This is a genomic window from Streptomyces albus subsp. chlorinus, assembly GCF_013302895.1.
GTDB classification, from domain to species: domain Bacteria; phylum Actinomycetota; class Actinomycetes; order Streptomycetales; family Streptomycetaceae; genus Streptomyces; species Streptomyces chlorinus.
This window is the reverse complement of record NZ_VJOK01000001.1, coordinates 1,071,729-1,084,797: the sequence shown is the minus strand read 5'-3', so window position 1 is coordinate 1,084,797 and position 13,069 is coordinate 1,071,729. Positions and strand designations below refer to the sequence as shown.

The 13,069-nt window shown below is 71.6% G+C and carries 14 protein-coding genes; all 14 read left to right on the top strand.

The window, feature by feature from the left end; genetic code table 11:
- Positions 1-155: 155 nt before the first annotated feature.
- Positions 156-845 (top strand): phosphatidylinositol phosphate synthase, encoded by a 690-nt coding sequence (gene pgsA / locus FM076_RS04995; RefSeq protein WP_173868717.1) that lies wholly within the window; start codon positions 156-158, stop codon positions 843-845.
- Positions 842-1,771, top strand: coding sequence for a phosphatidylinositol mannoside acyltransferase (locus tag FM076_RS04990; RefSeq protein WP_173868716.1), 930 nt, complete (start codon positions 842-844; stop codon positions 1,769-1,771). Before pgsA ends, FM076_RS04990 begins: the two co-directional genes overlap by 4 nt.
- Positions 1,768-2,940: a glycosyltransferase family 4 protein gene (locus FM076_RS04985; RefSeq protein WP_173868715.1), complete on the top strand. Its 1,173-nt coding sequence runs from the start codon at positions 1,768-1,770 to the stop codon at positions 2,938-2,940. The genes FM076_RS04990 and FM076_RS04985 overlap by 4 nt, the downstream gene beginning before the upstream one ends.
- A gap of 51 nt (positions 2,941-2,991) precedes the next feature.
- Positions 2,992-3,552 carry a hypothetical protein gene (locus tag FM076_RS04980; protein ID WP_173868714.1) on the top strand — a complete coding sequence of 187 codons (561 nt, stop codon included), beginning with the start codon at positions 2,992-2,994 and terminating at the stop codon, positions 3,550-3,552.
- 139 nt (positions 3,553-3,691) lie between these two features.
- Complete coding sequence (pdxS, locus tag FM076_RS04975) at positions 3,692-4,624, top strand: pyridoxal 5'-phosphate synthase lyase subunit PdxS (RefSeq protein WP_173868713.1); 933 nt, start codon at positions 3,692-3,694, stop codon at positions 4,622-4,624.
- Between the two features lie 96 nt (positions 4,625-4,720).
- Positions 4,721-5,311: a pyridoxal 5'-phosphate synthase glutaminase subunit PdxT gene (pdxT, locus tag FM076_RS04970; protein ID WP_173868712.1), complete on the top strand. Its 591-nt coding sequence runs from the start codon at positions 4,721-4,723 to the stop codon at positions 5,309-5,311.
- Positions 5,312-5,369: 58 nt separating this feature from the next.
- Positions 5,370-6,122, top strand: a complete 753-nt coding sequence (locus FM076_RS04965; protein WP_173868711.1) for a YebC/PmpR family DNA-binding transcriptional regulator — start codon at positions 5,370-5,372, stop codon at positions 6,120-6,122.
- A gap of 236 nt (positions 6,123-6,358) precedes the next feature.
- Positions 6,359-6,916: a crossover junction endodeoxyribonuclease RuvC gene (gene ruvC, locus FM076_RS04960; protein ID WP_173868710.1), complete on the top strand. Its 558-nt coding sequence runs from the start codon at positions 6,359-6,361 to the stop codon at positions 6,914-6,916.
- Positions 6,913-7,527, top strand: coding sequence for a Holliday junction branch migration protein RuvA (gene ruvA, locus FM076_RS04955; protein WP_173868709.1), 615 nt, complete (start codon positions 6,913-6,915; stop codon positions 7,525-7,527). The genes ruvC and ruvA overlap by 4 nt, the downstream gene beginning before the upstream one ends.
- 85 nt (positions 7,528-7,612) lie before the next feature.
- On the top strand, positions 7,613-8,671 hold the full coding sequence (gene ruvB / locus FM076_RS04950; protein ID WP_173868708.1) for a Holliday junction branch migration DNA helicase RuvB: 1,059 nt from the start codon (positions 7,613-7,615) through the stop codon (positions 8,669-8,671).
- A 164-nt stretch (positions 8,672-8,835) separates the two neighbouring features.
- On the top strand, positions 8,836-9,363 hold the full coding sequence (gene yajC, locus FM076_RS04945) for a preprotein translocase subunit YajC (RefSeq protein WP_173868707.1): 528 nt from the start codon (positions 8,836-8,838) through the stop codon (positions 9,361-9,363).
- A gap of 133 nt (positions 9,364-9,496) precedes the next feature.
- Complete coding sequence (gene secD, locus FM076_RS04940) at positions 9,497-11,368, top strand: protein translocase subunit SecD (protein WP_173868706.1); 1,872 nt, start codon at positions 9,497-9,499, stop codon at positions 11,366-11,368.
- 2 nt (positions 11,369-11,370) lie between these two features.
- A complete protein-coding gene (secF, locus tag FM076_RS04935) occupies positions 11,371-12,531 on the top strand; it encodes a protein translocase subunit SecF (RefSeq protein WP_173868705.1) in 1,161 nt (386 codons plus the stop codon).
- 4 nt (positions 12,532-12,535) lie between these two features.
- Positions 12,536-13,069: adenine phosphoribosyltransferase (locus tag FM076_RS04930; protein ID WP_173868704.1), on the top strand; the 534-nt coding region annotated here is incomplete at its 3' end.

Genomic DNA, 13,069 nt, shown 5'->3' with positions numbered 1-13,069 from the left:
CCATACGTGGGACACGCCGCGGGCCGTGAGGTGCCCGTCCGGGGAAGGCGGCGCTACCCGACCGTGTGCGCCGGGCGCTGTCGGGGCGTGGCTACGATGGGCCACCCGGTGGCCACACCGTCATCCGGCTCGCTCTCGACGTACCAGGGACGGTCATGCTGAACAAGTACGCGCGTGCCTTCTTCACGCGTGTCCTCACCCCGTTCGCCTCGCTGCTGCTGCGGCTGGGAGTGACGCCCGACGTCGTCACCCTGATCGGTACCTGCGGAGTGACGGCGGGTGCCCTGATCTTCTACCCGATCGGGGAGTTCTTCTGGGGCACCGTCGTCATCACGCTGTTCGTCTTCTCGGACATGCTCGACGGCAACATGGCGCGCCAGCTGGGCCGCTCCAGCCGCTGGGGGGCCTTCCTCGACTCGACGCTCGACCGGGTCGCGGACGCGGCCGTCTTCGGCGGGATCGCGCTGTGGTACGCCGGGCGCGGCGACGACCTGGTGCTGTGCGCGGTGACGCTGTTCTGCCTGGCCAGCGGCCAGGTCGTCTCCTACACCAAGGCGCGGGGCGAGAGCATCGGGCTGCCGGTGGACGTCAACGGCCTGGTGGAGCGGTCGGAACGGCTGGTGATCACACTGGTGCTGGCGGGCTTCTCAGGCTTCGAGAAGTCCTTCGGCGTCCCCCATATCGGTGTTCTGCTGCCGATCGCGCTGTGGGTGGTCGCCGTGGGCAGCGCCGTGACCCTCGGCCAGCGTGTGGTGACGGTGCGCCGTGAGGCCGCCGAGGCCGACGCCCAGGCCCAGGCCCGGGAGAACGAGGGCGAGGCCCAGGAGAAGGGGAGGACGGTGTGAGCCCGCTGCGCGACCAGCTCACCGACTCGCTCTACGGGCTGGGCTGGGCCGGGGTGAAGAAGCTGCCCGAGCCCGCCGCCCAGGCGCTGGGCCGCCGGATCGCCGACAACGTGTGGCGGCGCCACGGCAAGGGCGTCAGACGGCTGGAGGCCAATCTGGCGCGGGTGGTCCCCGACGCCTCGCCCGCCCGGCTGCGGCGCCTCTCGCAGGCCGGGATGCGCTCCTACATGCGCTACTGGATGGAGTCCTTCCGGCTGCCCTCCTACAGCGAGCACCAACTGCTGCGCAGCGTCTCCGTGGAGGGCCTGCACCACCTGACCGACGGCCTGGCCGCCGGGCGCGGCGTCATATTGGCACTGCCCCACATGGCCAACTGGGACCTGGCCGGGGCCTGGGCGGTGACGGCCACCCGGACGCCCTTCACCACGGTCGCCGAGCGCTTGAAGCCGGAGAGCCTCTACGACCGGTTCGTCGCCTACCGCGAGAGCCTGGGCATGGAGGTGCTGCCGCACGGCGGCGCGACCGCCTTCGGCACGCTGGCGCGGCGCCTGCGCGCGGGCGGCCTGGTCTGCCTGGTCGCCGACCGGGACCTGTCCGCCAGCGGCGTCGAGGTCACGTTCTTCGGGGAGGCCACCCGGATGCCGGCCGGTCCGGCGCTGCTGGCACAGCAGACCGGCGCCCGGCTGATGCCGGTCACGCTGTGGTACGACGACGCCTCGCCCGCCATGTGCGCCCGGGTCCACGAGCCGGTCCCCGTCCCGGACATCGAGGGACGGATGGAGCGGGTGGCGGCCATGACGCAGACCCTGGCCGACACGTTCGCCGCGGGCATCGCCGCGCACCCCGAGGACTGGCACATGCTCCAGCGCTTCTGGCTCGCCGATCTGGAGCCGGCACGGGGTGCGGGCGAGCGGAGGCGGGGATGAGGATCGGCGTCGTGTGCCCGTACTCGTGGGACGTGCCCGGCGGCGTCCAGTTCCACGTGCGCGATCTGGCCGAGCACCTGATCCGGCTGGGGCACGAGGTGTCCGTGCTGGCCCCCTCGGACGACGAGACGCCGCTGCCGCCCTATGTCGTCTCGGCGGGGCGCGCCGTGCCCGTCCCGTATAACGGTTCGGTGGCGCGGCTGAACTTCGGCTTCCTGTCGGCGGCCCGGGTCCGCCGCTGGGTGCACGAGGGGGACTTCGACGTCCTGCACATCCACGAGCCCGCCACGCCCTCGCTGGCGCTGCTGGCCTGCTGGGCGGCGCAGGGCCCGATCGTGGCCACCTTCCACACCTCCAACCCGCGCTCGCGGGCGATGATCGCGGCGTATCCGATCCTCCAGCCCGCGCTGGAGAAGATCAGCGCGCGCATCGCGGTGAGCGAGTACGCCCGCCGCACCCTGGTCGAGCACCTGGGAGGCGACGCGGTGACCATCCCCAACGGGGTGGATGTGCGGTTCTTCGCGGACGCCGAACCCAAGCAGGAGTGGCAGGGCGGGCCCGAAGGTCACACGATCGGGTTCATCGGCCGCATCGACGAGCCCCGCAAAGGGCTGCCGGTGCTGATGAAGGCGCTGCCCGCCATCCTGGAGGCGGCTCCCGGCACCCGGCTGCTGGTCGCGGGGCGGGGCGACGAGCAGGAAGCCGTCGCCGACCTGCCGCGCGCCATGCGGGAGAACGTGGAGTTCCTCGGCATGGTCAGCGACGAGGACAAGGCCCGGCTGCTGCGCAGCGTCGACCTGTACGTCGCGCCCAACACCGGCGGCGAGTCCTTCGGAATCATCCTGGTGGAGGCCATGTCCGCCGGGGCGCCGGTGCTCGCCAGCGACCTGGACGCCTTCGAGCAGGTGCTCGACGGGGGAGAGGCCGGCGAGCTGTTCCCCGTCGGGCGGGCCGAGGAGCTGGCCGCCGCCGCCGTCCGGCTCCTGGCCGACCCCGGGCGCCGGGCCGGCCTGCGCGAGCGCGGCACCCGCTACGTGCGGCGGTTCGACTGGTCCACCGTCGGCGCCGACATCCTCGCCGTGTACGAGACGGTCACCGACGGTGCCGCCTCCGTCGCCCCCGACGAGCGCACCGGGCTGCGCGCCCGCCTCGGCCTGGCCCGTGACTGACGGCCCGGACGCGCGGGCCGCCGCCCGAGAACCCGAGGACGGAAACTGACGATGCCGACCCTCACCACCGTCATCTGGATCGTCGTCGCGCTGCTGCTCGTCGGCGTCTACCTGAGCTGGACGGCGGGACGCCTGGACAGGCTGCACGCCCGGATCGACGCGGCCAGGGCCGCGCTGGACGCCACCTTGCTGCGCCGCGCCTCCATCACCCAGGAGCTGGCCACCGCGGGCGTGCTCGACCCGGCCGCCTCGATGGTCCTCTACCAGGCGGCGCACGAGGCGCGGCAGGCCGAGGAGGAGCACCGCGAGGTCGCCGAGAGCGAACTGAGCCAGGCGCTGCGGGCCGTCTTCGCCGAGAGCGCGCAGCTCGAGGCCGTCCGCGCGGCCCCCGGCGGCCAGGAGACGGCGAAGGAGCTGAGCGCGGCGGTGCGCAGGGTGCCCATGGCCCGCCGCTTCCACAACGACGCGGTACGGGCCGCACGGGCGCTGCGCCGGCACCGCAAGGTCCGCTGGTTCCGGCTGGCGGGGCACGCGCCGTTCCCGCTGGCGTTCGAGATGGACGACGAGCCGCCGCCGGTGCTGGCCGACCGGGGACACGACTCCGAAGGGTGAGGGGGCCACCGGCCCCGGTGAGTGCAGGCCACAGCCCTGCGATTGGCCCTTTTCGCAGGTGACACCGCTTGGCGACAGTGGCCCTCGGGCCCGAGGAGGAAAGGGCCCGCCGTACTCTCCCCTTTCAGCGAGGTCGAACGTGACAACTCCGTCCACTGCCACCGCATCCTCGACGTCTGCCGCGCCGCGGCCCGAGACCGGCACCGCCCGCGTCAAGCGGGGCATGGCCGAGCAGCTCAAGGGCGGCGTGATCATGGACGTCGTCACCCCGGAGCAGGCGAAGATCGCCGAGGATTCGGGTGCCGTCGCCGTCATGGCGCTGGAGCGCGTGCCCGCCGACATCCGCAAGGACGGCGGCGTGGCGCGGATGTCCGACCCCGACATGATCGAGGGCATCATCGACGCCGTCTCCATCCCGGTCATGGCCAAGGCCCGGATCGGCCACCTCGTGGAGGCCCAGGTCCTCCAGGCGCTGGGGGTCGACTACATCGACGAGTCCGAGGTGCTCACCCCGGCCGACGAGGTCAACCACAGCGACAAGTTCGCCTTCACCACGCCGTTCGTCTGCGGCGCCACCAACCTCGGCGAGGCCCTGCGCCGTATCGCCGAGGGCGCGGCCATGATCCGCTCCAAGGGCGAGGCGGGCACCGGCAACGTCGTCGAGGCCGTCCGCCACATGCGCCAGATCAAGAACGAGATCGGCAGGCTGACCGTCCTGGACGACAACGAGCTGTACGCCGCCGCGAAGGAGCTGCGTGCCCCCTACGAGCTGGTCAAGGAGGTCGCGGCGGCGGGCAAGCTGCCGGTCGTCCTCTTCTCGGCGGGCGGCGTGGCCACCCCGGCGGACGCGGCGCTGATGCGCCAGCTCGGCGCGGAGGGCGTCTTCGTGGGCTCCGGCATCTTCAAGTCCGGGGACCCGGCCAAGCGCGCCGCCGCCATCGTGAAGGCCACCACCTTCTACGACGACCCCAAGATCATCGCCGATGCCTCCCGCGGTCTGGGCGAGGCCATGGTCGGCATCAACTGCGACACCCTCCCGGAGGGCGAGCGCTACGCCAACCGCGGCTGGTGACGACGCGTCCCCGCGCCGGGCGGTGCCTCGGCCCGTCCCGGCGCGGGGTTCCCGGCATCCCCACCGCCAAGGCGCCCCCAGAAGGACCTGAGCAACATGTCTGAGCCAGTCATCGGTGTCCTCGCCCTCCAGGGCGACGTCCGTGAACACCTCGCCGCCCTCCAGGCATCCGGTGCCCGCCCCGTCCAGGTCAGGCGGCCCGAGGAGCTGGACGAGGTGGCGGGCCTCGTCATCCCCGGCGGCGAGTCGACCACGATCAGCAAGCTCGCCGTCACGTTCGGCCTCATGGACCGGCTCCGTGAGCGGGTGTCCCAGGGGATGCCCGCGTACGGCTCGTGCGCCGGCATGATCATGCTGGCCGACAAGATCCTGGACCCGCGCTCGGGGCAGGAGACCGTCGGCGGCATCGACATGATCGTGCGCCGCAACGCCTTCGGCCGGCAGAACGAGTCCTTCGAGGCGGCCGTCGCGATGGCGGCCGTGGAGGGCGGACCCGTCGAGGGCGTCTTCATCCGCGCGCCCTGGGTCGAGTCCACCGGCGCGGCGGCGGAGGTCCTCGCCTCCTACGACGGTCATCCGGTGGCCGTGCGCCAGGGCAGCCTGCTGGCCACCGCCTTCCACCCGGAACTGACCGGCGACCACAGGGTGCACGCGCTGTTCACACAGATGGTGCGGTCGGCACACTGAGTGGCTGACGGTAGGATTCCCGCGTCGAGAGAAGTTGGGACTGTGAAGGAGCGAGGCTGTGTCCGGCCACTCTAAGTGGGCTACCACCAAGCACAAGAAGGCCGTGATCGATGCCAAGCGCGGCAAGCTCTTCGCGAAGCTGATCAAGAACATCGAGGTCGCGGCGCGGATGGGCGGCGCCGACCCGGAGGGCAACCCCACGCTCTACGACGCCATCCAGAAGGCGAAGAAGCAGTCGGTTCCCAACAAGAACATCGACAGCGCGGTCAAGCGCGGCGCGGGCCTGGAAGCCGGCGGCGCCGACTACGAGACGATCATGTACGAGGGCTACGGTCCCAACGGCGTGGCCGTCCTGATCGAGTGCCTGACCGACAACCGCAACCGCGCGGCGTCCGACGTCCGCGTCGCCATGACCCGCAACGGCGGTTCGATGGCCGACCCGGGCTCGGTCTCCTACCTCTTCAACCGCAAGGGTGTCGTCCTCGTCCCCAAGAACGGCCGGAGCGAGGACGACGTCCTGGAGGCCGCTTTGGAGGCGGGCGTCGAGGAGGTCAACGACCTCGGGGAGAACTTCGAGGTGATCAGCGAGGCCACCGACCTGGTCGCCGTGCGCACCGCCCTCGTGGACGCCGGGATCGACTACGACTCGGCCGAGGTCAGCTTCGTGCCCAGCATGCAGGTCGAGCTGGACGAGGAGGGCGCGCGCAAGATCTTCAAGCTGATCGACGCGCTCGACGACAGCGACGACGTGCAGAACGTCTTCGCCAACTTCGACGTGCCCGACGACGTGATGGCGAAGGTCGACGCGTAACCCGCCCGGCGCCGCACGGCGCCCGCTGCCTCCGGGAGGCGCACCCGGCACACGGGAGGGGCCCGCGGACCCGGTCCGGCGGCGCTCCCGCTCCCGGGCTTCGACGGCCCGGCGGAGACACACCTCCGCCGGGCCGTCGGCCGATGTCAGTGCCCGGCTATAGCCTGCGGGAGCAAGATCGAGCACCTTCGGGTAGACGGGCTCAGGGAGCGGAACCTTCGAGGAAGGGGGCGGCGTTGCGCGTGCTGGGGGTCGACCCGGGGCTGACCCGCTGCGGCGTCGGCGTGGTCGAGGGCGTCGCGGGCCGGCCGCTGACCATGGCCGGCGTCGGCGTGATCCGCACACCCGCCGAGGCGGAGGTCCCCGAGCGGCTGGTGCTGATCGAGCGCGGGCTGGAGGAGTGGCTGGAGGAGCACCGCCCCGAAGCCGTCGCGGTGGAGCGGGTCTTCAGCCAGCACAACGTCCGCACGGTGATGGGAACGGCACAGGCCAGCGCCGTCGCGATGCTGTGCGCCGCCCGGCGCGGGCTGCCGGTCGCCCTGCACACCCCCAGCGAGGTCAAGGCCGCCGTGACCGGTTCGGGCCGGGCCGGCAAGGACCAGGTCGGCGCGATGGTGACCCGCGTGCTGCGGCTCGCCGCGCCGCCCAGACCCGCCGACGCGGCGGACGCGCTGGCCCTGGCGGTCTGCCACATCTGGCGGGCACCCGCGCACAACCGGTTGCAACAGGCCGTCGCCGCCCAGCAGTCCGCCTCCGCCCACCGTACGCAGCGCAGGAAAGGCACCCTCCGATGATCGCCTTCGTCTCGGGACCCGTCGCCGCGCTCGGCCCCGGCTCCGCCGTGATCGAGGTCGGCGGGGTCGGCATGGCGGTCCAGTGCACGCCCGCCACGCTCGCCGGTCTGCGGACGGGCGAGCCCGCCCGGCTCGCCACCTCCCTGGTCGTACGGGAGGACTCGCTGACCCTCTACGGCTTCGCCGACGACGACGAACGGCAGGTCTTCGAACTGCTGCAGACCGCCAGCGGGGTGGGCCCCCGGCTGGCGCAGGCCATGCTGGCGGTGCACAGCCCGGACGCGCTGCGCACGGCGGTCGCCGGCGGGGACGAGAAGGCGCTGACCGCCGTCCCCGGCATCGGCAAGAAGGGCGCGCAGAAACTGCTGCTGGAGCTGAAGGACCGGCTCGGCGAGCCCTCGGGGACGGTGCCCGCCGCGCGCGGGGCCGCGTCCCCCGCGCCCGGCTGGAAGGAGCAACTCCACGCGGCGCTGGTCGGGTTGGGGTACGCCACCCGGGAGGCCGACGACGCGGTCGCGGCGGTGGGGCCGCAGGCCGAGGCGGACGGCGGCACGCCCGATGTGGGGGCGCTGCTGAAGGCCGCGCTGCGCTCGCTCAACCGGGCGCGGTGAGACGGGTGGGGGACACGAGCGCCGCGGCGTACCGGGGCAGGGGCCGGTGGCAGGCCGAGGCCCGCGAGGCGAGGAGGTGCCGGGCATGAACTCCGAGGAGCGGCTGGTCGACGCGCAGGTCGACAGCGAGGAGCAGGCCGTGGAGGCCGCGCTGCGGCCCAAGCAGCTGTCCGAGTTCATCGGGCAGCCCAAGGTGCGCGAGCAGCTCGACCTGGTGCTGCGGGCCGCGCGGGCGCGCGGCGGCACCGCCGACCACGTGCTGCTGTCCGGCGCGCCCGGCCTCGGCAAGACGACGCTCTCCATGATCATCGCAGCGGAGATGGGCGCCCCCATCCGCATCACCTCGGGCCCCGCGATCCAGCACGCGGGCGACCTCGCGGCGATCCTCTCCTCCCTCCAGGAGGGCGAGGTGCTCTTCCTCGACGAGATCCACCGGATGTCCCGCCCGGCCGAGGAGATGCTCTACATGGCCATGGAGGACTTCCGCGTCGATGTGATCGTCGGCAAGGGCCCGGGCGCGACGGCCATTCCCCTGGAGCTGCCGCCGTTCACGCTCGTCGGCGCCACCACCCGCGCCGGGCTGCTGCCCCCGCCGCTGCGTGACCGGTTCGGGTTCACGGCGCACATGGAGTTCTACGAGCCCGCCGAGCTGGAGCAGGTGGTGCGCCGCTCGGCCCAGCTGCTGGAGGTCCGCACGGACCCCGAGGGAGCGGTGGAGATCGCCGGCCGCTCCCGTGGCACGCCACGCATCGCCAACCGGCTGCTGCGCAGAGTGAGGGACTACGCGCAGGTCAAGGCGGACGGTGTGATCACCAGGGAGATCGCGGCCGCCGCGCTCCAGGTCTACGAGGTGGACGGGCGAGGTCTCGACCGGCTCGACCGGGCGGTGCTCGGCGCCCTGCTGAAGCTCTTCGGCGGCGGTCCCGTGGGGCTCTCCACGCTCGCCGTCGCCGTCGGGGAGGAGCGTGAGACAGTGGAGGAGGTAGCCGAGCCGTTCCTCGTCCGCGAGGGACTGCTGGCCCGTACACCGCGTGGTCGCGTCGCCACACCCGCCGCATGGGCTCACATGGGGCTCACCCCGCCCCAGCAGTCCCCGCGGGGGACTTCCGGAGGGCCTGGACAGCAGGACCTGTTCGGAGGGTGACGGCGCGGAGACTCGTCGGGCCAGGAACCTCGGTGCCATGCTTGACGTTGTTCCATCGGCGAAGGCTCGCTTAGACTCCGCCGACGCCCTCCCTTTGCGGAGGCCTGCCCACCCCGAATACCCAGGCCGCTGAGACGCGGCCATGCGAAGGAATATCTTCCGCCGTGGATCCTATTGCTCTGCTCCCGTTCATCGTGATCATCGGGGCCATGTTCCTGATGACCCGCTCCGCCAAGAAGAAGCAGCGTCAGGCCATGCAGATGCGTGACCAGATGCAGCCCGGCACGGGCATCCGGACCATCGGGGGCATGTACGCCGTTGTCAAGGAGATCCGGGAGGACACCGTCCTGCTGGAGATCGAGCCGGGCACACACGCGCTCTTCGCCAAGAACGCGATCGGCGCCGTCCTGTCCGACGAGGAGTTCGACCGCATCACGAACGGCCCTGAGGGCGACGAGTTCGAGGTCGACACGGTGGTCCCGGACGACGCTTCCTCGCTGACCGGGAGTGACGAGGGCTCCGACGCGAAGCTGGACCTCTCCAAGAAGGACGCCGAGACCGAAAACGCCGAGGAGAAGGACGGCGCGGACGCCGCGGAGTCCTCCGAGGAGCCGGCGGCGGAGGCGGCGAAGACCGCCGACACCGCCGAGGCGAAGGACGGCAAGCGCGACCAAGGCTCCGACTCCAAGTAAGGTCAGCGCCGCCGGGCCATCGACGAAGGGTCCGGCGGCGTAGCACGTCCACAGACCACTTCGCGCGCCGCTGTGCCGCGCCCGGCCGAACTCGCGGGGCGGCACGGGCGGTTGGACAGGGAGAGACGACAAGGTGGCAGCACCGAAGAGGGGTCGCAGGGCCTCCGGCGCCAACGGGAGGCCATGGCGCTCCCTAGTGCTCATTCTGCTGGTCATGGCCGGCCTGGTCGGGGGAATGTTCGCCTCCGGCCACAAGGCGCCGCGGTTGGGTATCGACCTCGCGGGCGGCACCAGCATCACGCTTGAGGCCAAGAACCAGCCGGGCAAGCCCAACGCGATCAACAAGACCAACATGGACACCGCCGTCAGCATCATCGAGCGGCGCGTCAACGGTCTGGGTGTGACCGAGTCCGAGGTGCAGACCCAGGGCGACCGGCACATCATCGTCAACATCCCCAAGGGCACCAACTCCAAGCAGGCGCGCGAGCAGGTCGGCACCACCGCACAGCTCTCGTTCCGCCCGGTGCTGACGCTGGCCCAGGTGGGCAAGGGCCAGCAGGTGCCGCAGCCCGACCCCTCCGGCTCCGGGAAGAAGTCCGGGGACTCGGGGAAGGGCGCTGAGAAGGGCTCCGACAAGGGCTCGGGCGGCAGCGGTGACAAAGGCTCCGGCGACAAGAGCTCCGGGGACAGCGCCGAGAAGGGCTCCGACGACGGAGCGGGCCAAGGGGCCAGGGACGGCGAGGGCAGCGGCTCCGCGGAGGGCGGCCAGCAGGGCCGCGCCGTCACCGAGGGTCTGATGTCCAAGACCGCTCCGGCGGAGCCCACCCCCACGCCCGGCCAGTCCGGCGGCAAGAAGAGCCCGCCGCCCACGACGCCGCCCCAGCAGCCGCAGCAGCCGGGCGTCCCCGCCGCTCTCGCCAAGAAGCTGGCCGCGCTGGACTGCAGCACGAAGGAAGCCCGCGCCAAGGCCAGCGAGAGGGCGGCGAACGCCAAGGGCTCCGAGCCGATCGTGGCCTGTGACGCCAAGGAGCCGATCAAGTACGCGCTCGGTCCTGCCGCCGTGCCGGGCAAGAATGTCAGCAAGGCCAAGGCGGTCTTCGACCAGCAGCGCAGCCAGTGGATCGTCCAGATGTCGTTCAACGACAAGGGCTCCGACCAGTTCGGTGAGATCACCGGCAAGCTGATGAACAAGCCGCAGCCGCAGAACCAGTTCGCCATCACGCTGGACGGCGAGGTGCAGTCGGCCCCGACTGTGCGCGAGCGGCTGACGAACAACGCGGAGATCTCCGGCAGCTTCACCCAGCAGTCCGCCGAGGAGCTGGGCAACATCCTCTCCTACGGCGCCCTGCCGCTCTCCTTCGAGGAGTCGGACGTCACCACCGTCACGGCGGCGCTCGGCAGCGACCAGCTGACGGCCGGTCTCATCGCCGGCGCCATCGGGCTCGCCCTGGTGGTCCTCTACCTGGTGTTCTACTACCGGGGCCTGTCGCTGATCGCGATCCTCAGCCTGCTGGTCTCCGCGCTTCTGACATACACGATCATGACGTTGCTGGGTCCGGCGATGGGCTTCGCGCTCAACCTGCCGGCCGTCTGCGGTGCCATCGTGGCGATCGGTATCACCGCGGACTCGTTCATCGTCTACTTCGAACGCATCAGAGACGAAGTGCGGGAGCGCCGCACCCTGCGGCCGGCGGTGGAGCGTGCCTGGCCGCGCGCGCGGCGCACCATCCTGGTCTCGGACTTCGTGTCGTTCCTGGCGGCGGCGGTGCTCTTCATCGTGACCGTCGGCAAGGTCCAGGGCTTCGCGTTCACGCTGGGTCTGACCACCGCGCTGGACGTCGTCGTGGTCTTCTTCTTCACCAAGCCGGTCATGACGCTGCTCGCCCGGCGGAAGTTCTTCTCCGACGGCCACTCCTGGTCCGGTCTCGACCCCAAGCGGCTCGGAGCCAGGCCGCCGCTGCGGCGCGGCCGCCGTACCGTCAGCACCGACACGAAGGAGGCCTGAGAATGTCTCGTCTCGGCACTCTCGGCGCCCGGCTGTACCGCGGTGAGGTCGGCTACGACTTCATCGGGCACCGCAAGATCTGGTACGGCGTCTCGATCCTGATCACGATCACGGCGATCGTGGGCCTCGTGGTCCGCGGGCTCAACATGGGCATCGAGTTCGAGGGCGGCGCCGTCTTCACCACGCCCAAGACGGCCGTCTCCGTGGAGAAGACCACCGAGGCCGCGGAGAAGGTCTCCGGGCACACCGCCATCGTCCAGGAACTCGGCGACGGCGGTAAGCGCGTCCAGATCGCGCAGGTCGACACCAAGACCTCCACCGCGGTCAAGGAGAAGCTGGCCGACGAGCTTAAGGTCAACCCGGAGAAGATCGACGCCCAGCTCGTGGGCCCCAGCTGGGGTGAGCAGATCGCCAGCAAGGCGTGGCAGGGTCTCGGGATCTTCATGATCCTGGTGGTGATCTACCTCGCCATCGCCTTCGAGTGGCGGATGGCGCTCGCCGCGCTCATCGCGCTCGTCCACGACATCACCATCACGGTCGGCGTCTACTCGCTCGTGGGCTTCGAGGTCACACCGGGAACCGTCATCGGTCTCCTGACGATCCTGGGCTACTCCCTCTACGACACCGTCGTCGTCTTCGACGGTCTGAGAGAGGGCAGCAAGAACATCACCAAGCAGACCAAGTACACCTACAGCGAGATCGCCAACCGCAGCATCAACGGAACGCTGGTGCGTTCCATCAACACCACCGTCGTCGCGCTGCTGCCGGTGGCGGGCCTGCTGTTCATCGGCGGCGGGATGCTCGGCGGCGGCATGCTCAACGACATCGCGCTCTCGCTGTTCGTCGGCCTGGCCGCCGGCGCCTACTCCTCGATCTTCATCGCCACCCCGCTGGTCGCCGACCTCAAGGAGCGGCAGCCGGAGATGAAGGCCCTCGCCCGGCGGGTGCGCACCAAGCGCCTCAAGGCGGCGGAGCGCGAGTCCCACGAGCCGGACGACCCCCAGGACGGGCCGGTCGGCGACGACTCCGAGGACGGGTCCCCCGCCGCCTCCGCCGACAACGGCCGCGGTGGCCGTCCCGCCGCCGGCGCCGTCGCCGGGCAGCGGCGCCAGCCGCCCGCGCGCGGCCGGGGCCGCGGCAAGCCGTCCGGAAAGCGCAGGTGAGCCGATGAGCACGACCGACTCCTCGGCCGCCCCCCTGCTCCCCGCCGATGTGCGGGACCTGCTGGCGGACCGCATCCACGACGTGCCGGACTACCCGAAGCCGGGCGTGATGTTCAAGGACATCACCCCGCTGCTCGCCGACGCCGAGGCGTTCGGCGCCCTCACCGAGGTGCTGGCGGGCATCGCGGGCAGGCTGCGCGCCACGAAGATCGTCGGACTGGAGGCGCGCGGGTTCATTCTCGGCGCACCGGCGGCCGTGCGCGCGGGCATCGGCTTCGTGCCCGTTCGCAAGTCCGGCAAGCTCCCCGGGGCCACGCTCTCCCAGGCGTACGACCTGGAGTACGGCAGTGCCCAGATCGAGGTGCACGCCGCGGGGCTGGCCGAGGGCGACCGCGTGCTGGTGATCGACGACGTGCTGGCCACCGGCGGCACCGCCGAGGCCTCCGTCCAGCTCCTGCGGCGCACCGGCGCCGAGGTCGTGGGCCTGGCGGTCCTGCTGGAGCTGGGCTTCCTGGGCGGCCGGGACCGGGTCGAGCGC